20 protein-coding genes are annotated in these 23,247 nt (G+C 52.3%); 13 read left to right on the forward strand and 7 right to left on the reverse strand.

Translation table 11 applies throughout. The features are described 5' to 3' along the window. Positions 1 to 30 precede the first annotated feature (30 nt). The 3 genes from yiiM to sodA all read right to left on the reverse strand — a co-directional run bounded on the left by yiiM (position 31) and on the right by sodA (position 2,717). On the reverse strand, positions 31 to 705 hold the full coding sequence (yiiM, locus tag KXD89_RS21210) for a 6-hydroxyaminopurine reductase (protein ID WP_001270260.1): 675 nt from the start codon (positions 703 to 705) through the stop codon (positions 31 to 33). 148 nt (positions 706 to 853) lie between these two features. Beyond that, positions 854 to 1,837 carry a 2-keto-3-deoxygluconate transporter gene (gene kdgT, locus KXD89_RS21215; protein ID WP_001166063.1) on the reverse strand — a complete coding sequence of 328 codons (984 nt, stop codon included), beginning with the start codon at positions 1,835 to 1,837 and terminating at the stop codon, positions 854 to 856. A gap of 259 nt (positions 1,838 to 2,096) precedes the next feature. Beyond that, positions 2,097 to 2,717, reverse strand: coding sequence for a superoxide dismutase [Mn] (gene sodA, locus KXD89_RS21220; RefSeq protein ID WP_000122641.1), 621 nt, complete (start codon positions 2,715 to 2,717; stop codon positions 2,097 to 2,099). Between the two features lie 284 nt (positions 2,718 to 3,001). Between sodA and rhaT the strand changes: the two genes are divergently transcribed. Beyond that, positions 3,002 to 4,036, forward strand: a complete 1,035-nt coding sequence (gene rhaT / locus KXD89_RS21225) for an L-rhamnose/proton symporter RhaT (RefSeq protein WP_000063526.1) — start codon at positions 3,002 to 3,004, stop codon at positions 4,034 to 4,036. Here the strand turns inward: rhaT and rhaR are convergent. Beyond that, on the reverse strand, positions 4,033 to 4,881 hold the full coding sequence (gene rhaR, locus KXD89_RS21230; RefSeq protein WP_001336056.1) for an HTH-type transcriptional activator RhaR: 849 nt from the start codon (positions 4,879 to 4,881) through the stop codon (positions 4,033 to 4,035). The two genes, rhaT and rhaR, sit on opposite strands and share 4 nt — an antisense overlap. 73 nt (positions 4,882 to 4,954) lie before the next feature. Further along, positions 4,955 to 5,791, reverse strand: coding sequence for an HTH-type transcriptional activator RhaS (gene rhaS, locus KXD89_RS21235; RefSeq protein ID WP_000217137.1), 837 nt, complete (start codon positions 5,789 to 5,791; stop codon positions 4,955 to 4,957). A 287-nt stretch (positions 5,792 to 6,078) separates the two neighbouring features. On the opposite strand from rhaS, the gene rhaB reads away from it, so the two are divergent. From rhaB to KXD89_RS21275, 8 genes are all read left to right on the forward strand, one after another. Beyond that, positions 6,079 to 7,548 carry a rhamnulokinase gene (gene rhaB, locus KXD89_RS21240; protein WP_000144073.1) on the forward strand — a complete coding sequence of 490 codons (1,470 nt, stop codon included), beginning with the start codon at positions 6,079 to 6,081 and terminating at the stop codon, positions 7,546 to 7,548. After that, complete coding sequence (gene rhaA, locus KXD89_RS21245) at positions 7,545 to 8,804, forward strand: L-rhamnose isomerase (protein ID WP_001311268.1); 1,260 nt, start codon at positions 7,545 to 7,547, stop codon at positions 8,802 to 8,804. Before rhaB ends, rhaA begins: the two co-directional genes overlap by 4 nt. A gap of 450 nt (positions 8,805 to 9,254) precedes the next feature. Further along, positions 9,255 to 10,079, forward strand: coding sequence for a rhamnulose-1-phosphate aldolase (gene rhaD / locus KXD89_RS21250; RefSeq protein ID WP_001179745.1), 825 nt, complete (start codon positions 9,255 to 9,257; stop codon positions 10,077 to 10,079). Positions 10,080 to 10,088: 9 nt separating this feature from the next. After that, a complete protein-coding gene (gene rhaM, locus KXD89_RS21255) occupies positions 10,089 to 10,403 on the forward strand; it encodes an L-rhamnose mutarotase (protein ID WP_000619493.1) in 315 nt (104 codons plus the stop codon). A 300-nt stretch (positions 10,404 to 10,703) separates the two neighbouring features. Continuing rightward, complete coding sequence (locus tag KXD89_RS21260) at positions 10,704 to 11,150, forward strand: PTS fructose transporter subunit IIA (RefSeq protein WP_000729595.1); 447 nt, start codon at positions 10,704 to 10,706, stop codon at positions 11,148 to 11,150. A 10-nt stretch (positions 11,151 to 11,160) separates the two neighbouring features. Continuing rightward, the gene (locus KXD89_RS21265; protein WP_000446023.1) at positions 11,161 to 12,612 is read left to right on the forward strand and encodes a PTS fructose-like transporter subunit IIBC; all 1,452 of its coding nucleotides are present in this window, start codon (positions 11,161 to 11,163) and stop codon (positions 12,610 to 12,612) included. Next, positions 12,602 to 13,672, forward strand: a complete 1,071-nt coding sequence (locus KXD89_RS21270; RefSeq protein WP_001019484.1) for an aminopeptidase — start codon at positions 12,602 to 12,604, stop codon at positions 13,670 to 13,672. Before KXD89_RS21265 ends, KXD89_RS21270 begins: the two co-directional genes overlap by 11 nt. Next, positions 13,672 to 15,420: a putative frv operon regulatory protein gene (locus tag KXD89_RS21275; protein ID WP_000931299.1), complete on the forward strand. Its 1,749-nt coding sequence runs from the start codon at positions 13,672 to 13,674 to the stop codon at positions 15,418 to 15,420. Before KXD89_RS21270 ends, KXD89_RS21275 begins: the two co-directional genes overlap by 1 nt. 49 nt (positions 15,421 to 15,469) lie before the next feature. On the opposite strand, the gene KXD89_RS21280 is transcribed toward KXD89_RS21275, so the two are convergent. Both KXD89_RS21280 and fdhD read right to left on the reverse strand, forming a co-directional pair. Next, positions 15,470 to 16,525 carry a YiiG family protein gene (locus tag KXD89_RS21280; protein ID WP_001295677.1) on the reverse strand — a complete coding sequence of 352 codons (1,056 nt, stop codon included), beginning with the start codon at positions 16,523 to 16,525 and terminating at the stop codon, positions 15,470 to 15,472. A gap of 152 nt (positions 16,526 to 16,677) precedes the next feature. Then, positions 16,678 to 17,511 carry a formate dehydrogenase accessory sulfurtransferase FdhD gene (gene fdhD / locus KXD89_RS21285; RefSeq protein WP_000753617.1) on the reverse strand — a complete coding sequence of 278 codons (834 nt, stop codon included), beginning with the start codon at positions 17,509 to 17,511 and terminating at the stop codon, positions 16,678 to 16,680. 193 nt (positions 17,512 to 17,704) lie between these two features. Here fdhD and fdnG point away from each other — a divergent pair, with 193 nt between their 5' ends. From fdnG to fdhE, 4 genes are read left to right on the forward strand one after another with little or no spacing between them, the layout of a single operon-like run. Continuing rightward, complete coding sequence (fdnG, locus tag KXD89_RS21290) at positions 17,705 to 20,755, forward strand: formate dehydrogenase-N subunit alpha (protein ID WP_010723259.1); 3,051 nt, start codon at positions 17,705 to 17,707, stop codon at positions 20,753 to 20,755. A 12-nt stretch (positions 20,756 to 20,767) separates the two neighbouring features. Then, positions 20,768 to 21,670 (forward strand): formate dehydrogenase O subunit beta, encoded by a 903-nt coding sequence (gene fdoH, locus KXD89_RS21295; protein WP_000331377.1) that lies wholly within the window; start codon positions 20,768 to 20,770, stop codon positions 21,668 to 21,670. Continuing rightward, entirely contained in the window at positions 21,667 to 22,302 is a 636-nt protein-coding gene (gene fdoI, locus KXD89_RS21300; protein WP_000829013.1) for a formate dehydrogenase cytochrome b556 subunit, read from the forward strand. Before fdoH ends, fdoI begins: the two co-directional genes overlap by 4 nt. After that, positions 22,299 to 23,228 (forward strand): formate dehydrogenase accessory protein FdhE, encoded by a 930-nt coding sequence (fdhE, locus tag KXD89_RS21305; protein WP_000027703.1) that lies wholly within the window; start codon positions 22,299 to 22,301, stop codon positions 23,226 to 23,228. The genes fdoI and fdhE overlap by 4 nt, the downstream gene beginning before the upstream one ends. The last annotated feature ends 19 nt before the right edge of the window (positions 23,229 to 23,247 follow it).

Genomic DNA, 23,247 nt, shown 5'->3' on the forward strand with positions numbered 1-23,247 from the left:
TAGCGTCTTATCAGGCCTACACTCCGGGGGTTATTTTCCCCACAACCGGCGGGAAAAATCTTCGATCTTGCCGCTCAGTCGGCGCTTTTGCATCGTCCGCGTCCAGCTTTTCGATAACCCGGCAGCGGAGAGTAAACGGTGATATTGATCGTCATCAAACGGCATATGCCATGCGATGGCGGCAGCCTCCTGCACGGTCACATCGCTGACACGGGAAACCAACTCCAGCGGCGCGTCCGCAGACACTTTCCCTGGCGCTATCACGCTATACAACCACCCCACCTTACCTGTGTTTTGCATCAACTGCGCTATATCGCTGATATCAAAATGGTAATTGAGTTTATAGCAAGGCGAGCGCGGCTGGCTGACCTGAATTAATGCCTCTCCCCAGCGGAAAATATCGCCCATATAAACATTACTTTCCGTCAGGCCGTCGGTTGAGAGGTTTTCACCAAACGCAGGCGCAACAAACAACTCCGCCTGTTCCGGAAATTCCCGCGCCCAGTAGAGATAATGCTCACGAGGATAATGACACAGCGCTCTGTCTGGCCCGCCGTGAACCTTTTTCTCCGCCTGCTCGTCACCTTCCAGCCCCAGCTCCGTCAGCATCAACTCACCATCAACCTGGATTTTAGCAATTGCGCTGGGTTTGCCTTCGGGATAAGCCTGAATCTTGCCTGTGTATACATCAACCGGATATCGCATCTGTTCCCTCTCCACGAGAAATTTCCCCATTAGACCATATTTATTTTATGTCAGGCGTGCTGTTTTCGCGGTAAGTATCCAGGCAGGAACTCAATAGCAAACCGGACGAACGTTAGTTCATCCGGCTGTGGGGATTAAGGAAGCAGGTTTATTTCACCGTACCTAAAATTTCGATTTTCGCTGCTCTGGCTTTGACTTTACGTGACCAGATAGAGGTAAGAATTGGCACCAGAATCGAAGTCACAATGACCGCCGTCGCTACCAGCGAAGTTGCTGCCGGAGCCATCGGTTTAAACGCAGGCACCATTTCTGCAATCAGCACAGGTGTCGCTACCGCGGCCCCTGCGGAACTGGAAGCGGCAATTCCGGCAGTGCCATCGCCACCGCCAATCAATTTATCGGCGATAATCAACGGAATACCGGTCACGATAATTACTGCCACACCCAACAGGATCCCCAGCAAACCAGTCTGGGCAATCACAGTCAAATCAATGGTATTGCCCAGCGCGAAGGCAAAGAATGGAATCAGCGTTTGCACCGCTTTGCTGAAAAATTCTCGCAATTCAGGGTCAAGGTTCCCCAGGGCAAAGCCCACCAGGAACGGTAATACTGCGCCGACGAAAACATGCGGTTCAAACGAGGCAATCCCGGCAGTGCCCAGAATAATCATCGTCATGAGCGGCCCGGACTCCAACGACATCAACACAAATGCCCCAGCTTCTTCTTTTGTGCCGTACTGCTGCATGATGGAAGCGTAAAGTCCGCCATTGGTCATATCCATCGCCGCCACCAGCGCCAGCGTTGAAAGTCCGGCAAAGAATCCAACTTCAACACCATGTTCCGGAATAATACGCGAGGCAATTGCCGCAACCACCCACGCGACGGCAATTTTAGTTACCACCAGCGTACCGGATTTACGCAGTACCGTTCCCGTCGCGCTTAATTTTATTGACGCCCCCATGCAAAAAAACCACACCGCCAGAATGGGCACCGTACCGGTAATCATCCCGTTGGTGAATGATCCAAAATATTTCCCCGCCCCCGGCGAGAAGGTGTGGCACAGTGCGCCAAGGAATAGCGGGACGAGCATCATCCCCCCCGGGATTTTCTCAATCGAGCGTTTTATCTGCATTTCCATCACCTGTCGGCATATTTTTAAGGGCTGATGCGTAATTCCTCAATGGAGCATCAGTGTTGATGGAAACGAAGATAGACATTCATTTAATCAATAAAAGTGATCAAAACCACATCAATTGAAACGCTGTTTTATTTTTATCGGATCATTGTTTTTATTTTGAAATTGATCACAAAAAAACCACCGCCGTTGGCGATGGTTCATTTTTTAAGCTGATATGCGGCCTATACGCCTCATTGCAGCAGGCGGCAAATGATTATTTTTTCGCCGCAAAACGTGCCGCTGCTTCGTCCCAGTTCACCACGTTCCAGAACTCTTTAATGTAGTCCGGACGGCGGTTCTGGAATTTCAGGTAGTAAGCATGTTCCCACACATCCAGGCCCATAATCGGGAAGCCGGAAGCGCCAGAAATAGCTTCACCCATCAGCGGAGAATCCTGGTTAGCAGTAGAAACCACCGCCAGTTTATCGCCTTTCAGCACCAGCCATGCCCAGCCGGAACCAAAGCGGGAAGCTGCCGCTTTTTCAAATTCTGCTTTGAAGTTATCAACGGAGCCGAAGTCACGTTCGATAGCCGCTTTCAGGTCACCCTGCAGGGTGGTGCCTTTTTTCAGACCTTTCCAGAACAGGCTGTGGTTAGCGTGACCGCCAGCGTTGTTGCGCAGTACGGTTTTCTTGTCTGCTGGCAGCTGGTCCAGTTTGGTGATCAGCTCTTCAACCGGCAGGTTGGCAAATTCTGGCAGGCTTTCCAGCGCCGCGTTGGCGTTGTTTACGTAGGTCTGATGGTGTTTGGTGTGGTGGATTTCCATGGTCTGCTTATCGAAGTGCGGTTCCAGGGCATCGTAAGCATACGGCAGGGATGGCAGGGTATAGCTCATATTCATCTCCAGTATTGTCGGGCGGCCGATTGTTAATGCCGCGTAAGCAGTTGGTTCATTATAGTTAATTAAATGATATTGAAAATGATTATCAATGCCGTACTTTTCGTAAGGGTATGGTTTTGCAGGAAAATGCCCGAGATGTGAAGCAAATCACCCACTTAATGCCGTGATTGCCAGTAAATCGACAACGGCGGCAACAGGCGAAAGGTTAATCGACAGCACGATTTTTACACTCATCTCGTCGGAGATGTGACGCGACGAAAAATGATGAGGATAAGAAGATGAGTAACGCGATTACGATGGGGATATTTTGGCATTTGATCGGCGCGGCCAGTGCAGCCTGTTTTTACGCTCCGTTCAAAAAAGTAAAAAAATGGTCATGGGAAACCATGTGGTCAGTCGGTGGGATTGTTTCGTGGATTATTCTGCCGTGGGCCATCAGCGCCCTGTTACTACCGAATTTCTGGGCGTATTACAGCTCGTTTAGTCTCTCTACGCGACTGCCTGTTTTTCTGTTCGGCGCTATGTGGGGGATCGGTAATATCAACTACGGCCTGACCATGCGTTATCTCGGCATGTCGATGGGAATTGGCATCGCCATTGGCATTACGTTGATTGTCGGTACGCTGATGACGCCAATTATCAACGGCAATTTCGATGTGTTGATTAGCACCGAAGGCGGACGCATGACGTTGCTCGGCGTTCTGGTGGCGCTGATTGGCGTAGGGATTGTAACTCGCGCCGGGCAGTTGAAAGAGCGCAAGATGGGCATTAAAGCCGAAGAGTTCAATCTGAAAAAAGGGCTGGTGCTGGCGGTGATGTGCGGCATTTTCTCTGCCGGGATGTCCTTTGCGATGAACGCCGCAAAACCGATGCATGAAGCCGCTGCCGCACTTGGCGTCGATCCACTGTATGTCGCTCTGCCAAGCTATGTTGTCATCATGGGCGGCGGCGCGATCATTAACCTCGGTTTCTGTTTTATTCGTCTGGCAAAAGTGAAGGATTTGTCGCTAAAAGCCGACTTCTCGCTGGCAAAATCGCTGATCATTCACAATGTGTTACTCTCGACACTGGGCGGGTTGATGTGGTATCTGCAATTCTTTTTCTATGCCTGGGGCCACGCCCGCATTCCGGCGCAGTATGACTACATCAGTTGGATGCTGCATATGAGTTTCTATGTATTGTGCGGCGGTATCGTCGGGCTGGTGCTGAAAGAGTGGAACAATGCAGGACGCCGTCCGGTAACGGTGTTGAGCCTCGGTTGTGTGGTGATTATTGTCGCCGCTAACATCGTCGGCATCGGCATGGCGAATTAATCTTTCTGCGAATTGAGATGACGCCACTGGCTGGGCGTCATCCCGGTTTCCCGGGTAAACACCACCGAAAAATAGTTACTATCTTCAAAGCCACATTCGGTCGAAATATCACTGATTAACAGGCGGCTATGCTGGAGAAGATATTGCGCATGACACACTCTGACCTGTCGCAGATATTGATTGATGGTCATTCCAGTCTGCTGGCGAAATTGCTGACGCAAAACGCGCTCACTGCACGATGCCTCATCACAAAATTTATCCAGCGCAAAGGGACTTTTCAGGCTAGCCGCCAGCCGGGTAATCAGCTTATCCAGCAACGTTTCGCTGGATGTTGGCGGCAACGAATCACTGGTGTAACGATGGCGATTCAGCAACATCACCAACTGCCCGAACAGCAACTCAGCCATTTCGTTAGCAAACGGCACATGCTGACTACTTTCATGCTCAAGCTGACCGATAACCTGCCGCGCCTGCGCCATCCCCATGCTACCTAAGCGCCAGTGTGGTTGCCCTGCGCTGGCGTTAAATCCCGGAATCGCCCCCTGCCAGTCAAGATTCAGCTTCAGACGCTCCGGGCAATAAATAATATTCTGCAAAACCAGATCGTTAACGGAAGCGTAGGAGTGTTTATCGTCAGCATGAATGTAAAAGAGATCGCCACGGGTAATGCGATAAGGGCGATCGTTGAGTACATGCAGGCCATTACCGCGCCAGACAATCACCAGCTCACAAAAATCATGTGTATGTTCAGCAAAGACATCTTGCGGATAACGGTCAGCCACAGCGACTGCCTGCTGGTCGCTGGCAAAAAAATCATCTTTGAGAAGTTTTAACTGATGCGCCACCGTGGCTACCTCGGCCAGAGAACGAAGTTGATTATTCGCAATATGGCGTACAAATACGTTGAGAAGATTCGCGTTATTGCAGAAAGCCATCCCGTCCCTGGCGAATATCACGCGGTGACCAGTTAAACTCTCGGCGAAAAAGCGTCGAAAAGTGGTTACTGTCGCTGAATCCACAGCGATAGGCGATGTCAGTAACGCTGGCCTCGCTGTGGCGTAGCAGATGTCGGGCTTTCATCAGTCGCAGGCGGTTCAGGTATCGCTGAGGCGTCAGTCCCGTTTGCTGCTTAAGCTGCCGATGTAGCGTACGCAGTGAAAGAGAAAATTGATCCGCCACGGCATCCCAATTCACCTCATCGGCAAAATGGTCCTCCAGCCAGGCCAGAAGCAAGTTGAGACGTGATGCGCTGTTTTCCAGGTTCTCCTGCAAACTGCTTTTACGCAGCAAGAGCAGTAATTGCATAAACAAGATCTCGCGACTGGCGGTCGAGGGTAAATCATTTTCCCCTTCCTGCTGTTCCATCTGTGCAACCAGCTGTCGCACCTGCTGCAATACGCTGTGGTTAACGCGCCAGTGAGACGGATACTGCCCATCCAGCTCTTGTGGCAGCAACTGATTCAGCCCGGCGAGAAACTGAAATCGATCCGGCGAGCGATACAGCACATTGGTCAGACACAGATTATCGGTATGTTCATACAGATGCCGATCATGATCGCGTACGAAACAGACCGTGCCACCGGTGATGGTATAGGGCTGCCCATTAAACACATGAATACCCGTGCCATGTTCGACAATCACAATTTCATGAAAATCATGATGATGTTCAGGAAAATCCGCCTGCGGGAGCCGGGGTTCTATCGCCACGGACGCGTTACCAGACGGAAAAAAATCCACACTATGTAATACGGTCATACTGGCCTCCTGATGTCGTCAACACGGCGAAATAGTAATCACGAGGTCAGGTTCTTACCTTAAATTTTCGACGGAAAACCACGTAAAAAACGTCGATTTTTCAAGATACAGCGTGAATTTTCAGGAAATGCGGTGAGCATCACATCACCACAATTCAGCAAATTGTGAACATCATCACGTTCATCTTTCCCTGGTTGCCAATGGCCCATTTTCCTGTCAGTAACGAGAAGGTCGCGAATTCAGGCGCTTTTTAGACTGGTCGTAATGAAATTCAGCAGGATCACATTATGACCTTTCGCAATTGTGTCGCCGTCGATCTCGGCGCATCCAGTGGGCGCGTGATGCTGGCGCGTTACGAGCGTGAATGCCGCAGCCTGACGCTGCGCGAAATCCATCGTTTTAACAATGGGCTGCATAGTCAGAACGGCTATGTCACCTGGGATGTGGATAGCCTTGAAAGTGCCATTCGCCTTGGATTAAACAAGGTGTGCGAGGAAGGGATTCGTATCGATAGCATTGGGATTGATACCTGGGGCGTGGACTTTGTGCTGCTCGACCAACAGGGTCAGCGTGTGGGCCTGCCCGTTGCTTATCGCGATAGCCGCACCAATGGCCTAATGGCGCAGGCACAACAACAACTCGGCAAACGCGATATTTATCAACGTAGCGGCATCCAGTTTCTGCCCTTCAATACGCTTTATCAGTTGCGTGCGCTGACGGAGCAACAACCTGAACTTATTCCACACATTGCTCACGCTCTGCTGATGCCGGATTACTTCAGTTATCGCCTGACCGGCAAGATGAACTGGGAATATACCAACGCCACGACCACGCAACTGGTCAATATCAATAGCGACGACTGGGACGAGTCGCTACTGGCGTGGAGCGGGGCCAACAAAGCCTGGTTTGGTCGCCCGACGCATCCGGGTAATGTCATAGGTCACTGGATTTGCCCGCAGGGTAATGAGATTCCAGTGGTCGCCGTTGCCAGCCATGATACCGCCAGCGCGGTTATCGCCTCGCCGTTAAACGGCTCACGTGCTGCTTATCTCTCTTCTGGCACCTGGTCATTGATGGGCTTCGAAAGCCAGACGCCATTTACCAATGACACGGCACTGGCAGCCAACATCACCAATGAAGGCGGGGCGGAAGGTCGCTATCGGGTGCTGAAAAATATTATGGGCTTATGGCTGCTTCAGCGAGTGCTTCAGGAGCAGCAAATCAACGATCTTCCGGCGCTTATCTCCGCGACACAGGCACTTCCGGCTTGCCGCTTCATTATCAATCCCAATGACGATCGCTTTATTAATCCTGAGACGATGTGCAGCGAAATTCAGGCTGCGTGTCGGGAAACGGCGCAACCGATCCCGGAAAGTGATGCTGAACTGGCGCGCTGCATTTTCGACAGTCTGGCGCTGCTGTATGCCGATGTGTTGCATGAGCTGGCGCAGCTGCGCGGTGAAGATTTCTCGCAACTGCATATTGTCGGCGGAGGCTGCCAGAACACGCTGCTCAACCAGCTATGCGCCGATGCCTGCGGTATTCGGGTGATCGCCGGGCCTGTTGAAGCCTCGACGCTCGGCAATATCGGCATCCAGTTAATGACGCTGGATGAACTCAACAATGTGGATGATTTCCGTCAGGTCGTCAGCACCACCGCGAATCTGACCACCTTTACCCCTAATCCTGACAGTGAAATTGCCCACTATGTGGCGCAGATTCACTCTACACGACAGACAAAGGAGCTTTGCGCATGACCACTCAACTGGAACAGGCCTGGGAGCTAGCGAAACAGCGTTTCGCGGCGGTGGGGATTGATGTCGAGGAGGCGCTGCGCCAACTTGATCGTTTACCCGTTTCAATGCACTGCTGGCAGGGCGATGATGTTTCCGGTTTTGAAAACCCGGAAGGTTCGCTGACCGGGGGGATTCAGGCCACAGGCAATTATCCGGGCAAAGCGCGTAATGCCAGTGAGCTACGTGCCGATCTGGAACAGGCTATGCGGCTGATTCCGGGGCCGAAACGGCTTAATTTACATGCCATCTATCTGGAATCAGATACGCCAGTCTCGCGCGACCAGATCAAACCAGAGCACTTCAAAAACTGGGTTGAATGGGCGAAAGCCAATCAGCTCGGTCTGGATTTTAACCCCTCCTGCTTTTCGCATCCGCTAAGCGCCGATGGCTTTACGCTTTCCCATGCCGACGACAGCATTCGCCAGTTCTGGATTGATCACTGCAAAGCCAGCCGTCGCGTTTCGGCCTATTTTGGCGAGCAACTCGGCACACCATCGGTGATGAACATCTGGATCCCGGATGGTATGAAAGATATCACCGTTGACCGTCTCGCCCCGCGTCAGCGTCTGCTGGCAGCACTGGATGAGGTGATCAGCGAGAAGCTAAACCCTGCGCACCATATCGACGCCGTTGAGAGCAAATTGTTTGGCATTGGCGCAGAGAGCTACACGGTTGGCTCCAATGAGTTTTACATGGGGTATGCCACCAGCCGCCAGACTGCGCTGTGCCTGGACGCCGGGCACTTCCACCCGACTGAAGTGATTTCCGACAAGATTTCCGCCGCCATGCTGTATGTGCCGCAGTTGCTGCTGCACGTCAGCCGTCCGGTTCGCTGGGACAGCGATCACGTAGTGCTGCTGGATGATGAAACCCAGGCAATTGCCAGTGAGATTGTGCGTCACGATCTGTTTGACCGGGTGCATATCGGCCTTGACTTCTTCGATGCCTCTATCAACCGCATTGCCGCGTGGGTCATTGGTACACGCAATATGAAAAAAGCCCTGCTGCGTGCGTTGCTGGAACCTACCGCTGAGCTGCGCAAGCTGGAAGCGGCGGGCGATTACACTGCGCGTCTGGCACTGCTGGAAGAGCAGAAATCGTTGCCGTGGCAGGCGGTCTGGGAAATGTATTGCCAACGTCACGATACGCCAGCAGGTAGCGAATGGCTGGAGAGCGTGCGGGCTTATGAGAAAGAAATTTTGAGTCGCCGCGGGTAAACACTGCCGGATGCGGCGCGAGCGCCTTATCCGGCCTACGGGTCGGCAACAGTTGTAGGCCTGATAAGACGCGACAGCGTCGCATCAGGCATTGATTGCCGGATGCGGCACAAGTGCCTTATCCGGCCTACAGGTCGGCAATAGTTGTAGGCCTGATAAGACGCGACAGCGTCGCATCAGGCATTGATTGCCGGATGCGGCACAAGTGCCTTATCCGGCCTACAGGTCGGCAACAGTTGTAGGCCTGATAAGACGCGACAGCGTCGCATCAGGCATTGATTGCCGGATGCGGCACAAGTGCCTTATCAGGCCTACAGGTCGGCAATAGTTGTAGGCCTGATAAGACGCGACAGCGTCGCATCAGGCATTGATTGCCGGATGCGGCGCGAGCGCCTTATCCGGCCTACGGGTCGTGCATCCGACAACACCGAATTTACAGGAACACAGAACATGCAAAACATTACTCAGTCCTGGTTTGTCCAGGGAATGATCAAAGCCACCACCGACGCCTGGCTGAAAGGCTGGGATGAGCGCAACGGCGGCAACCTGACGCTACGCCTGGATGACGCCGATATCGCACCATATCACGACAATTTCCACCAACAACCGCGCTATATCCCGCTCAGCCAGCCCATGCCTTTACTGGCAAATACACCGTTTATTGTCACCGGCTCGGGCAAATTCTTCCGTAACGTCCAGCTTGATCCTGCGGCTAACTTAGGCATCGTAAAAGTCGACAGCGACGGCGCGGGCTACCACATTCTTTGGGGGTTAACCAACGAAGCCGTCCCCACTTCCGAACTTCCGGCTCACTTCCTTTCCCACTGCGAGCGCATTAAAGCCACCAACGGCAAAGATCGGGTGATCATGCACTGCCACGCCACCAACCTGATCGCCCTCACCTATGTACTTGAAAACGACACCGCGGTCTTCACTCGCCAACTGTGGGAAGGCAGCACCGAGTGTCTGGTGGTATTCCCGGATGGCGTTGGCATTTTGCCGTGGATGGTGCCCGGCACGGACGAAATCGGCCAGGCGACCGCACAAGAGATGCAAAAACATTCGCTGGTGTTGTGGCCCTTCCACGGCGTCTTCGGCAGCGGACCGACGCTGGATGAAACCTTCGGTTTAATCGACACCGCAGAAAAATCAGCACAAGTATTAGTGAAGGTTTATTCGATGGGCGGCATGAAACAGACCATCAGCCGTGAAGAGTTGATAGCGCTCGGCAAGCGTTTCGGCGTTACGCCACTCGCCAGTGCGCTGGCGCTGTAAGGAGCAAACATGATCCGCAAAGCCTTTGTCATGCAGGTAAACCCCGACGCCCACGAAGAGTATCAGCGTCGGCATAATCCCATCTGGCCAGAACTGGAAGCAGTGCTGAAATCTCACGGTGCGCATAACTACGCCATCTATCTCGACAAAGCGCGTAATCTGCTGTTTGCCATGGTAGAGATTGAATCTGAAGAACGCTGGAATGCGGTTGCCAGCACTGATGTTTGCCAACGTTGGTGGAAATATATGACCGATGTTATGCCCGCTAACCCGGATAACAGCCCGGTGAGTAGCGAGCTGCAAGAAGTGTTTTACCTGCCGTAATTGCCCAATGTGCCAGAGATGCCTCCGGCACAATATTTTAAATTTCGATTTGAAAAATTAAACATATTACATCTCCCGGTAAGTTATATTTTCCTGATACATTGTGAGTAAATCACAAAAATAATGAATAACCCATTAATGATTCATGTGGTTTATTTAAATAACCATTATGTGCATTACTCCGCAAATCTGACCTTTCACTCTGTCTCAAATTGTCATTGTTTACCGACATATCGCCTCTCATCACTTAATCGCTCCACCATTACAATTGATTAAAATATATTTTATGGAGTCCGATTAATGGCAGCTCTTACTGCAAGCTGTATTGACCTGAATATTCAGGGCAATGGCGCTTATTCCGTTCTGAAGCAGTTGGCGACAATAGCGTTACAAAACGGTTTTATCACCGACTCACACCAGTTCCTGCAAACCCTGCTGCTGCGCGAAAAAATGCACTCTACTGGATTTGGTTCCGGTGTCGCCGTGCCGCACGGTAAAAGCGCCTGCGTTAAACAACCGTTCGTATTATTCGCCCGCAAAGCGCAGGCTATTGACTGGAAAGCCAGCGATGGCGAAGACGTCAATTGCTGGATCTGCCTCGGCGTGCCGCAAAGCGGCGAAGAGGATCAGGTCAAAATCATCGGCACACTGTGTCGCAAAATTATTCACAAGGAATTTATTCATCAACTGCAACAGGGCGATACCGACCAGGTGCTTGCCTTGTTAAATCAAACCCTCAGCTCATAAGGAAGTGGCGATGGAGTCATCCTTACGTATTGTCGCGATCACCAACTGCCCCGCCGGGATCGCTCACACCTACATGGTGGCGGAAGCCCTGGAACAGAAAGCCCGTTCTCTCGGTCATACCATAAAAGTGGAAACTCAAGGGTCCAGTGGCGTTGAAAACCGCTTATCCAGCGAAGAGATTGCCGCTGCCGATTACGTCATTCTCGCTACCGGGCGTGGCCTGAGCGGTGATGATCGCGCGCGGTTTGCCGGGAAGAAAGTTTATGAGATTGCCATCTCCCAGGCGTTGAAAAATATCGACCAGATTTTCAGCGAATTACCGACAAACTCGCAGCTTTTTGCCGCAGATAGCGGCGTGAAGCTTGGCAAACAGGAAGTGCAAAGCGGTAGCGTGATGAGCCACCTGATGGCGGGCGTCTCTGCGGCGCTGCCGTTTGTCATCGGCGGTGGTATCCTGGTGGCGCTTGCCAACATGCTGGTGCAGTTCGGTTTGCCGTATACCGATATGTCGAAAGGCGCGCCGTCGTTTACCTGGGTAGTTGAATCCATCGGTTACCTTGGCTTCACCTTTATGATCCCCATCATGGGCGCTTATATTGCCTCGTCGATTGCCGATAAACCGGCTTTCGCTCCGGCGTTTCTGGTTTGCTATCTGGCGAACGACAAAGCGCTGCTCGGCACCCAGTCGGGTGCGGGATTCCTCGGCGCGGTGGTGCTGGGGCTGGCGATTGGCTATTTCGTCTTCTGGTTCCGCAAAGTGCGCCTTGGCAAAGCATTACAACCGCTGCTCGGTTCAATGCTGATCCCGTTCGTTACTCTGCTGGTTTTCGGCGTGCTCACTTACTACGTTATCGGGCCGGTGATGTCCGACCTCATGGGCGGGCTGCTCCACTTCCTGAATACCATTCCTCCATCAATGAAGTTTGCGGCAGCGTTTCTGGTCGGTGCGATGCTGGCGTTCGATATGGGCGGCCCCATCAATAAAACCGCCTGGTTCTTCTGCTTCTCACTGCTGGAAAAACACATTTATGACTGGTACGCCATCGTCGGCGTTGTCGCGCTGATGCCGCCCGTCGCGGCGGGTCTTGCGACGTTCATTGCGCCCAAACTGTTTACCCGACAGGAAAAAGAGGCTGCCAGTAGTGCCATTGTGGTCGGTGCCACAGTCGCAACCGAACCGGCTATTCCTTACGCTCTGGCAGCTCCGTTGCCGATGATTACCGCCAATACGCTGGCGGGCGGCATTACCGGCGTGCTGGTGATCGCTTTCGGAATCAAACGTCTGGCACCTGGTTTGGGTATCTTTGACCCGCTGATCGGCCTGATGTCGCCGGTGGGTTCGTTTTATCTGGTGCTGGCGATTGGCCTCGCGCTGAACATTTCATTCATTATCGTCCTGAAAGGATTGTGGTTACGCCGCAAAGCGAAAGCCGCGCAACAGGAGCTTGTCCATGAACATTGAGTTACTGCAACAGTTGTGCGAAGCCAGCGCCGTCAGCGGCGATGAACAGGAAGTTCGCGACATTCTGATAAACACGCTGGAACCTTGCGTGAATGAAATCACCTTCGATGGTCTGGGCAGCTTTGTTGCCCGTAAGGGGAATAAAGGTCCAAAAGTTGCCGTTGTCGGACATATGGATGAAGTCGGCTTTATGGTCACCCACATCGACGAGAGCGGTTTTCTGCGTTTTACCACCATTGGCGGCTGGTGGAATCAGTCGATGCTCAACCACCGGGTAACCATACGCACACACAAGGGAGTGAAAATCCCTGGTGTGATTGGTTCCGTCGCGCCTCATGCGTTAACGGAAAAGCAAAAGCAACAACCGCTGTCATTTGATGAGATGTTCATTGATATTGGCGCGAACAGTCGCGAAGAGGTGGAAAAGCGCGGCGTGGAAATTGGTAATTTTATTAGCCCGGAAGCCAATTTTGCCTGCTGGGGCGAAGATAAAGTGGTCGGCAAGGCGTTGGATAACCGCATCGGCTGCGCAATGATGGCTGAACTATTGCAGACGGTGAATAATCCCGAAATTACGCTGTATGGCGTTGGCAGTGTGGAAGAAGAAGTTGGGCTACGCGGGGCGCAAACCTCGGCGGAACACATTAAACCGGACGTCGTGATCGTGTTGGATACCGCCGTAGCGGGCGATGTTCCGGGCATTGATAACATTAAATACCCGCTGAAACTGGGCCAGGGGCCGGGGCTGATGCTGTTTGACAAGCGCTACTTCCCCAACCAGAAACTGGTAGCAGCGTTAAAAAGCTGTGCCGCACATAACGATTTACCGCTGCAATTTTCCACCATGAAAACCGGTGCGACGGATGGCGGGCGCTACAACGTGATGGGCGGCGGGCGTCCGGTTGTCGCGCTGTGTCTGCCAACTCGTTATCTGCACGCCAACAGCGGTATGATTTCAAAAGCCGATTACGAAGCTCTGCTCACGCTGATACGGGGTTTTCTGACGACCTTAACTGCGGAGAAAGTCAACGCGTTTAGCCAGTTCCGTCAGGTGGATTAATGCTAAACGAACGCCAGTTAAAGATTGTCGATCTGCTGGAGCAACAGCCGCGCACGCCTGGCGAGCTGGCGCAACAGACTGGCGTTTCAGGCAGGACCATCCTGCGTGATATTGACTATCTCAACTTCACCCTTAACGGCAAAGCCCGCATTTTCGCCAGTGGCAGTGCGGGCTATCAGCTGGAAATCTTCGAGCGCCGCAGCTTTTTTCAGTTGCTGCAAAAGCACGATAACGACGATCGGCTGCTGGCGCTGTTATTACTGAATACTTTCACTCCCCGTGCGCAACTCGCCTCGGCGCTTAATTTGCCAGAAACGTGGGTAGCAGAGCGTCTGCCCCGGTTAAAACAGCGTTATGAACGCACTTGTTGCCTGGCCAGCCGCCCTGGTTTGGGCCATTTCATTGATGAGACAGAAGAGAAACGCGTTATCTTGCTGGCGAACTTGCTGCGCAAAGATCCGTTTTTAATTCCGCTGGCGGGCATAACACGAGACAACCTTCAGCATTTATCCACGGCCTGCGACAACCAACACCGCTGGCCGCTCATGCAGGGTGATTATCTCTCCAGCCTGATTCTGGCGATTTACGCCCTGCGTAATCAACTGACCGATGAGTGGCCGCAATATCCCGGTGACGAGATAAAACAAATCGTTGAACATAGCGGTCTGTTTCTTGGTGATAACGCTGTAAGAACCCTGACGGGTTTGATAGAGAAACAGCATCAGCAAGCGCAGGTAATTTCAGCCGATAATGTGCAGGGGTTGCTGCAAAGGGTGCCGGGCATCGCGTCATTGAATATTATTGATGCGCAGCTGGTTGAGAATATTACCGGGCATTTATTACGTTGCCTTGCCGCACCAGTGTGGATTGCTGAGCACCGCCAGAGCAGCATGAATAACCTGAAAGCCGCCTGGCCTGCGGCCTTTGATATGAGTCTGCACTTTATTACGCTACTGCGTGAACAGCTCGATATTCCCCTTTTCGACAGCGATCTGATCGGTTTGTATTTTGCCTGTGCGCTGGAGCGGCATCAAAACGAACGCCAGCCGATCATTTTGCTCTCGGACCAGAACGCGATTGCCACTATTAATCAGCTCGCCATTGAGCGCGATGTTTTAAATTGTCGGGTAATTATTGCCCGTAGCTTAAGCGAACTTGTTGCCATTCGCGAAGAGATTGAGCCGTTATTGATCATTAACAACAGCCATTATTTACTGGATGACGCGGTAAATAATTACATCACCGTAAAAAATATCATTACGGCTGCCGGTATCGAACAAATAAAACATTTTCTGGCGACGGCATTTATTCGCCAACAGCCGGAGCGTTTTTTCTCTGCCCCCGGAAGTTTTCATTATTCGAATGTACGCGGTGAAAGCTGGCAACATATTACCCGGCAAATTTGTGCGCAATTAGTCGCACAACACCATATTACCGCCGATGAAGCACAACGCATCATCGCCCGCGAAGGCGAAGGTGAAAACCTGATTGTTAATCGCCTCGCCATCCCACATTGCTGGAGCGAACAGGAGCGACGTTTTCGTGGATTTTTTATTACCCTCGCCCAACCAGTTGAGGTGAATAACGAAGTCATTAACCATGTCTTGATCGCCTGCGCCGCCGCCGATGCGCGTCATGAGCTAAAAATATTTAGCTATCTGGCAAGCATATTGTGTCAGCATCCGGCGGAGATTATTGCCGGGTTAACAGGATATGAGGCATTTATGGAGTTACTTCACAAGGGGTGAACTGTGTCGGATGCGCCGCATCCGACACTGCATTTATCATCAAAAACGTTTAACGCAGGCTATTATAGTCATCAACCATTTCGTTGTACTCGCGTAATGCTCTCGGGAAAGAGTCTTCGACCATCCAGCTTGAGTTTGCGTCCTGAAGTTGCTCTTTATCCCAGTCAGAGTACGGGACTTTATCTCTGATGCGGCGAACGTATTTTTTAGCCTCGAGTTGATACTGGCCTGCCGAATTAATAAACGAGAAATTCATGCCGCCTTTATCCGCTTCTTTGGCCTGCGCCACTAGCGTTTCCAGTTCAGACACTTTCTTCATTGCCGCTTCTGCATCAAACTTATCTTGCGATATCAGGTTATTAATTTGTTTCGCTGAAATCATGACTGCCAGAGAGTAGTAGTGGAATGTTTTCCCTTCTCTTTCTTCAATATTTTTCAGTTCCGCAAGCTGACGCTTATCATTAATTTCCTGAATCGCCGCATGATAAGATTCGGCTACAGGTTCAAAGGCTTCCAGATTTTTTAAGAATGTCTGGTGCAGCGTTTTCCCTTTCGCAAACGCATCGTCTTTATAATTTTCCTGGGTGTAATATTTATCCATTTCGTTAATGGTATTACCCAACGCCACGGCAGCATCGATATAACTCACCGCCACGCCATCAATTGGTTGCAGCGCAGGCGTTAACGCCACAGCACTTTTTACGCCTTTTTCACACTCAGCGAGGTTGGATTCACTAATGCCGTAGATGCCATAAACAGTACGCTCTTCACCGGTAGGCCCCTGTTTAAAATCTTTCAGCCAGTCAGCATAACGCGCCAGACTGCGCTGTACCGGGATCTGTAACTTGTTGTAGCACTTGATATAGACATCCATTTTTTCGTCGAAAACCGCTTGTTCATCGACCACCGGTTGCGCAGGTGTTTCAGGTTTAGCTTCTGCTTTTGCAACGGGAGCTTCAGTAGGTTTCGCTTCAGGAGCTGGTGCGGCAGGTTGACTATTGGCAGGCGGGAGCGTTTCTGTTTCGGCTTTTTTATCATCACAACCCGTCAGACCGAGGGACATGATGGCGACTATAATAGCGGAAGATAATAAATTCCTTTTCATTTAATTGCCTTATAAATATATAGATAAGAGAGTGAACATAATAAATGAAAAAAGAAAACGCCACTACACGCATTTTGTTTATAAATAAAATAATAAAATTCACGAAATGAATAAGTCCTGCAATTTAATATATTTCGCAGGACTTATTTTAATTAATTGCTCAAACGCTGCGGATGGGTATAAACCGTTGCCCGACCCGGTTTACAAAAACCTACCAGTGTCAGATTACAGCGCTCAGCCACTTCTACAGCAAGCGTGGTCGCGGCAGACACCGCAAACAAAATCTCTACGCCGCACATCGCCGACTTTTGCACCATTTCATAACTGGCACGACTGGAAACCAGTACCGCACCTTGCTGCCAGCTTTCCCCTTCTTGTGACCGGCGGCCTAACAGTTTGTCCAGCGCCACATGGCGACCCACGTCTTCATGCCCGCCGACCAGTTCGCCAGATGGCAACATCCAGGCAGCGGCGTGAGTACAACCAGTCAGTTGCCCCACTGGCTGAAAATCGTTGAGATGACGTAATGCATCATCCAGTTTGTTGAGATCAAACGTCTGGGTGAACGGTAGCGGCTGCACCGGTTTTCCGATGTCATTAAGTTGCTCCACGCCGCATACGCCACAGCCCGTACGTCCCGCCAGCGCCCGGCGGCGCTCCTTCAACCCCATAAAGCGGCGGCTGGAAAGCTCAATTTGTACTTCAAGACCATTACAGGAAGGAACGACATCCATGCCGAAGATATCGCGCGGACTTTCGATAATCCCCTCGGAAAGCGAAAAACCGAGCGCAAAGTACTCAAGGTCTTTGGGCGACGCCATCATCACCACATGCGAAATGCCGTTGTAGACCAGCGCAACGGGAACTTCTTCCGCGACCTCATCTAACCGTGGGTGTTGTAAATCATCACGCCGCCATAACTCAATTTGACGAACACCTGTGATATTTGTCACATTTTCGATTTCTTTTCGCTGTGTTTTTTTCACTTTCTCTTAACCAGATAAGAACACACACACCAACATTATGGTATTCTGTTACAAACCCTTCCTGGATGGAGGGAAATTGAGCCAATTCTGGACCTTTGCGGCCCCTTCCGCAAAGAAAAATAACTCCCACTCCCTGCACACGCAGCAAGCGAATGTAAATGGGACGTGACAATGTCGAAACAAGGAGCAATCCATGCAGGTCAGCAGAAGGCAGTTCTTTAAGATCTGCGCTGGCGGTATGGCAGGCACCACGGCAGCGGCACTGGGTTTTGCACCCAGCGTAGCACTCGCGGAAACCCGGCAGTATAAACTGCTGCGCACCCGCGAAACCCGTAATACCTGCACCTATTGTTCCGTAGGCTGTGGGCTGTTGATGTACAGCCTCGGTGACGGAGCAAAAAACGCCAAAGCATCTATCTTCCATATCGAAGGCGATCCGGATCACCCGGTCAACCGCGGTGCACTTTGTCCGAAAGGCGCTGGCCTGGTGGATTTCATCCACTCCGAAAGCCGTCTGAAGTTTCCGGAATACCGTGCGCCAGGTTCTGATAAATGGCAGCAAATCAGTTGGGAAGAGGCGTTTGATCGCATCGCCAAACTGATGAAAGAAGACCGCGATGCTAACTACATTGCGCAAAACGCCGAAGGCGTGACTGTTAACCGCTGGCTCTCCACCGGGATGCTGTGTGCTTCCGCGTCGAGTAACGAAACCGGCTATTTAACGCAAAAATTCTCCCGCGCGCTGGGTATGCTCGCGGTCGACAACCAGGCGCGTGTCTGACACGGACCAACGGTAGCAAGTCTTGCTCCAACATTTGGTCGCGGTGCGATGACCAACCACTGGGTCGACATCAAGAACGCCAACCTCGTCGTGGTGATGGGCGGTAACGCCGCTGAAGCTCACCCGGTCGGGTTCCGCTGGGCGATGGAAGCCAAAATTCACAACGGCGCGAAGCTGATTGTGATCGATCCTCGCTTTACGCGTACGGCGGCGGTAGCTGACTACTATGCCCCTATTCGTTCCGGTACTGACATTGCTTTCCTGTCAGGCGTATTGCTGTACCTGCTGAACAATGAAAAATTCAACCGCGAATACACCGAAGCCTATACCAACGCCAGCCTGATCGTGCGTGAGGATTACGGCTTTGAAGATGGCCTGTTCACCGGCTACGACGCGGAAAAACGCAAGTACGATAAATCCTCCTGGACTTATGAACTGGACGAAAACGGCTTCGCCAAACGCGATACCACGCTGCAACATCCGCGCTGCGTGTGGAACTTGCTGAAACAGCACGTTTCCCGCTACACGCCAGATGTGGTTGAAAACATCTGTGGTACGCCAAAAGACGCGTTCCTGAAAGTCTGCGAATACATCGCAGAAACCAGTGCTCACGATAAAACTGCCTCGTTCCTGTATGCCCTCGGCTGGACGCAACACTCCGTTGGTGCGCAAAACATTCGTACGATGGCGATGATCCAGCTGCTGCTCGGCAATATGGGGATGGCAGGCGGCGGCGTTAACGCCCTGCGCGGTCACTCCAATATTCAGGGGCTGACGGACCTGGGGCTGCTGTCGCAGAGCCTGCCAGGTTACATGACGCTGCCAAGCGAGAAGCAGACCGATCTGCAAACCTACCTTACCGCCAACACGCCAAAACCGCTGCTGGAAGGCCAGGTAAACTACTGGGGCAACTACCCGAAATTCTTCGTCTCTATGATGAAGGCCTTCTTTGGTGATAAAGCGACGGCGGAAAATAGCTGGGGCTTTGACTGGTTGCCGAAGTGGGATAAAGGCTACGACGTCCTGCAATACTTCGAGATGATGAAAGAGGGCAAGGTCAATGGCTATATCTGCCAGGGCTTTAACCCTGTTGCCTCATTCCCGAACAAAAACAAAGTGATCGGTTGTCTGTCGAAACTGAAGTTCCTCGTCACCATCGACCCACTGAACACTGAAACCTCTAACTTCTGGCAGAACCACGGTGAGCTGAACGAAGTTGACTCGTCGAAGATCCAGACCGAAGTGTTCCGTCTGCCATCGACCTGCTTCGCGGAAGAGAACGGTTCTATCGTTAACTCAGGTCGCTGGTTACAGTGGCACTGGAAAGGTGCGGACGCCCCGGGGATTGCGCTGACTGACGGCGAGATCCTCTCCGGTATCTTCCTGCGCTTGCGCAAGATGTATGCCGAACAGGGTGGCGCGAACCCGGACCAGGTGCTGAACATGACATGGAACTACGCCATTCCGCATGAGCCATCTTCAGAAGAAGTGGCGATGGAGAGCAACGGTAAGGCGCTGGCCGATATTACCGATCCGGCAACCGGTGCGGTTATCGTCAAGAAAGGCCAACAACTTAGTTCGTTCGCCCAATTGCGCGATGACGGTACAACCTCCTGTGGCTGCTGGATTTTCGCCGGTAGCTGGACGCCGGAAGGCAACCAGATGGCACGCCGTGATAACGCCGATCCGTCTGGCCTCGGTAACACGCTGGGCTGGGCATGGGCATGGCCGCTTAACCGCCGCATTCTGTATAACCGCGCCTCCGCAGATCCGCAGGGTAACCCGTGGGATCCGAAGCGTCAGTTGCTGAAATGGGACGGCACTAAGTGGACCGGCTGGGATATTCCGGACTACAGCGCAGCGCCTCCGGGTAGCGGCGTCGGGCCGTTTATCATGCAGCAGGAAGGCATGGGGCGTCTGTTTGCCCTCGATAAGATGGCGGAAGGTCCGTTCCCGGAACACTACGAGCCGTTTGAAACGCCGCTGGGAACTAACCCGCTGCATCCAAACGTTATCTCGAACCCGGCTGCACGTATCTTTAAAGACGACGCCGAAGCATTGGGTAAAGCCGATAAGTTCCCGTATGTCGGAACCACCTATCGTCTGACCGAGCACTTCCACTACTGGACCAAACACGCGCTGTTGAACGCGATTTTGCAGCCAGAGCAGTTTGTGGAAATCGGGGAGTCGCTGGCGAATAAACTTGGCATTGCCCAGGGCGATACCGTGAAAGTCTCCTCCAACCGTGGCTATATCAAAGCCAAAGCGGTGGTGACCAAACGTATTCGCACGCTGAAAGCGAACGGCAAAGATATCGATACCATCGGTATTCCGATTCACTGGGGCTATGAAGGCGTAGCTAAAAAAGGCTTTATTGCCAATACTTTAACGCCATTCGTTGGTGATGCGAACACGCAGACGCCGGAGTTTAAGTCCTTCCTTGTGAATGTGGAAAAGGTGTAACGGAGACGACATATGGCTTATCAATCTCAAGATATCATTCGTCGTTCCGCGACTAACGGTCTGACCCCCGCGCCTCAGGCGCGGGACTTCCAGGAAGAAGTGGCGAAACTCATCGACGTTACCACCTGTATCGGCTGTAAAGCCTGTCAGGTGGCGTGTTCAGAGTGGAACGACATTCGCGATACCGTCGGCAATAACATTGGGGTGTACGACAACCCCAATGATTTAAGCGCCAAATCGTGGACGGTAATGCGCTTCTCGGAAGTGGAGCAGAACGACAAACTGGAATGGCTGATCCGCAAAGACGGCTGTATGCACTGTTCCGATCCAGGCTGCCTGAAAGCGTGCCCGGCGGAAGGTGCAATTATTCAGTATGCCAACGGTATCGTCGACTTCCAGTCCGAGCAGTGCATTGGCTGCGGTTATTGCATTGCGGGCTGTCCGTTTGACATTCCGCGCCTCAACCCGGAAGACAACCGCGTCTACAAATGTACGCTGTGCGTTGACCGCGTGGTGGTTGGGCAAGAACCAGCCTGCGTGAAGACCTGCCCAACGGGCGCGATTCACTTCGGTACGAAAGAGTCGATGAAAACGCTGGCGAGCGAGCGCGTTGCTGAGCTGAAAACCCGCGGTTACGACAATGCGGGTCTGTACGATCCGGCAGGCGTCGGTGGTACACACGTCATGTACGTGCTGCACCATGCTGACAAGCCAAATCTGTATCATGGCTTGCCGGAGAACCCGGAAATCAGCGAAACCGTGAAATTCTGGAAAGGCATCTGGAAACCGCTCGCGGCTGTTGGCTTTGCGGCTACCTTTGCGGCCAGTATCTTCCACTACGTGGGTGTCGGTCCGAACCGTGCGGATGAGGAAGAGAATAATCTGCACGAAGAGAAAGACGAGGAGCGCAAATGAAACGACGTGACACCATCGTGCGCTACACCGCGCCGGAACGTATCAACCACTGGATCACCGCCTTCTGCTTCATCCTGGCGGCGGTGAGCGGGCTGGGCTTTTTGTTCCCGTCCTTCAACTGGTTGATGCAAATCATGGGCACACCGCAGCTGGCGCGAATTCTGCACCCGTTTGTCGGCGTGGTTATGTTTGCCTCGTTCATCATCATGTTTTTCCGTTACTGGCATCACAACCTAATCAATCGGGATGATATCTTTTGGGCGAAGAATATTCGTAAGATCGTCGTCAACGAGGAAGTAGGTGACACCGGGCGTTATAACTTCGGTCAGAAATGCGTTTTCTGGGCGGCGATTATTTTCCTGGTTCTGCTGCTGGTGAGCGGCGTGATTATCTGGCGTCCTTATTTTGCGCCTGCTTTCTCAATCCCGGTGATCCGATTCGCGTTAATGCTGCATTCATTTGCCGCAGTGGCGTTAATTGTGGTTATCATGGTGCATATCTACGCCGCCCTTTGGGTGAAAGGCACGATTACCGCCATGGTGGAAGGATGGGTTACCAGCGCCTGGGCGAAGAAACATCACCCGCGCTGGTACCGTGAGGTCCGCAAGACAACGGAAAAGAAAGCTGAATGAGTATTCGCATAATCCCGCAAGATGAGCTGGGTTCAAGCGAGAAACGTACGGCGGATATGATTCCGCCGTTATTGTTCCCTCGGCTCAAGAATTTATACAACCGCCGCGCCGAGCGTCTGCGCGAGCTGGCAGAAAATAATCCTCTGGGTGATTACCTGCGCTTTGCTGCGCTTATCGCCCACGCCCAGGAAGTGGTGCTGTACGACCATCCGCTGGAGATGGATCTGACTGCGCGCATTAAAGAAGCCAGCGCACAAGGCAAGCCCCCGCTGGATATTCACGTTCTGCCGCGTGATAAGCACTGGCAAAAGCTGCTGATGGCGCTGATTGCTGAGCTGAAACCTGAAATGAGCGGCCCGGCGCTGGCAGTGATTGAGAATCTGGAGAAGGCATCGACTCAGGAGCTGGAAGATATGGCCAGCGCGCTGTTTGCCTCTGATTTCTCGTCCGTCAGCAGCGATAAAGCGCCGTTTATCTGGGCTGCACTGTCGCTCTACTGGGCGCAGATGGCCAATCTGATCCCCGGCAAAGCCCGCGCTGAATACGGCGAGCAACGTCAATATTGCCCGGTTTGTGGTTCTATGCCGGTGTCCAGCATGGTGCAAATTGGCACCACTCAGGGGCTACGTTACCTGCACTGCAACCTGTGTGAAACTGAATGGCACGTAGTGCGCGTAAAATGCAGCAACTGCGAGCAGAGCGGCAAACTGCATTACTGGTCGCTGGATGACGAACAGGCCGCGATTAAAGCCGAAAGCTGCGATGACTGCGACACTTACCTGAAAATTCTCTATCAGGAAAAAGATCCAAAAATCGAAGCCGTAGCAGATGACCTCGCCTCTCTGGTACTGGACGCACGAATGGAGCAAGAAGGCTATGCCCGCAGTTCCATCAACCCGTTCCTGTTTCCGGGTGAAGGAGAGTAATCTCTGACGTTTTCCGGGT

Origin of the sequence: Escherichia sp. TC-EC600-tetX4 (genome assembly GCF_019356055.1) — a bacterium.
Taxonomy (GTDB): Bacteria; Pseudomonadota; Gammaproteobacteria; order Enterobacterales; family Enterobacteriaceae.

What these genes read in the sequence shown, in the direction of transcription:
- yiiM (WP_001270260.1), bottom strand. Translation starts at nt 705, where the DNA reads ATGCGATATCCGGTTGATGTATACACAGGCAAGATTCAGGCTTATCCC.
- kdgT (WP_001166063.1), bottom strand. Translation starts at nt 1,837, where the DNA reads ATGCAGATAAAACGCTCGATTGAGAAAATCCCGGGGGGGATGATGCTC.
- sodA (WP_000122641.1), bottom strand. Translation starts at nt 2,717, where the DNA reads ATGAGCTATACCCTGCCATCCCTGCCGTATGCTTACGATGCCCTGGAA.
- rhaT (WP_000063526.1), top strand. Translation starts at nt 3,002, where the DNA reads ATGAGTAACGCGATTACGATGGGGATATTTTGGCATTTGATCGGCGCG.
- rhaS (WP_000217137.1), bottom strand. Translation starts at nt 5,791, where the DNA reads ATGACCGTATTACATAGTGTGGATTTTTTTCCGTCTGGTAACGCGTCC.
- rhaB (WP_000144073.1), top strand. Translation starts at nt 6,079, where the DNA reads ATGACCTTTCGCAATTGTGTCGCCGTCGATCTCGGCGCATCCAGTGGG.
- rhaA (WP_001311268.1), top strand. Translation starts at nt 7,545, where the DNA reads ATGACCACTCAACTGGAACAGGCCTGGGAGCTAGCGAAACAGCGTTTC.
- rhaD (WP_001179745.1), top strand. Translation starts at nt 9,255, where the DNA reads ATGCAAAACATTACTCAGTCCTGGTTTGTCCAGGGAATGATCAAAGCC.
- rhaM (WP_000619493.1), top strand. Translation starts at nt 10,089, where the DNA reads ATGATCCGCAAAGCCTTTGTCATGCAGGTAAACCCCGACGCCCACGAA.
- KXD89_RS21260 (WP_000729595.1), top strand. Translation starts at nt 10,704, where the DNA reads ATGGCAGCTCTTACTGCAAGCTGTATTGACCTGAATATTCAGGGCAAT.
- KXD89_RS21265 (WP_000446023.1), top strand. Translation starts at nt 11,161, where the DNA reads ATGGAGTCATCCTTACGTATTGTCGCGATCACCAACTGCCCCGCCGGG.
- KXD89_RS21270 (WP_001019484.1), top strand. Translation starts at nt 12,602, where the DNA reads ATGAACATTGAGTTACTGCAACAGTTGTGCGAAGCCAGCGCCGTCAGC.
- KXD89_RS21275 (WP_000931299.1), top strand. Translation starts at nt 13,672, where the DNA reads ATGCTAAACGAACGCCAGTTAAAGATTGTCGATCTGCTGGAGCAACAG.
- KXD89_RS21280 (WP_001295677.1), bottom strand. Translation starts at nt 16,525, where the DNA reads ATGAAAAGGAATTTATTATCTTCCGCTATTATAGTCGCCATCATGTCC.
- fdoH (WP_000331377.1), top strand. Translation starts at nt 20,768, where the DNA reads ATGGCTTATCAATCTCAAGATATCATTCGTCGTTCCGCGACTAACGGT.
- fdoI (WP_000829013.1), top strand. Translation starts at nt 21,667, where the DNA reads ATGAAACGACGTGACACCATCGTGCGCTACACCGCGCCGGAACGTATC.
- fdhE (WP_000027703.1), top strand. Translation starts at nt 22,299, where the DNA reads ATGAGTATTCGCATAATCCCGCAAGATGAGCTGGGTTCAAGCGAGAAA.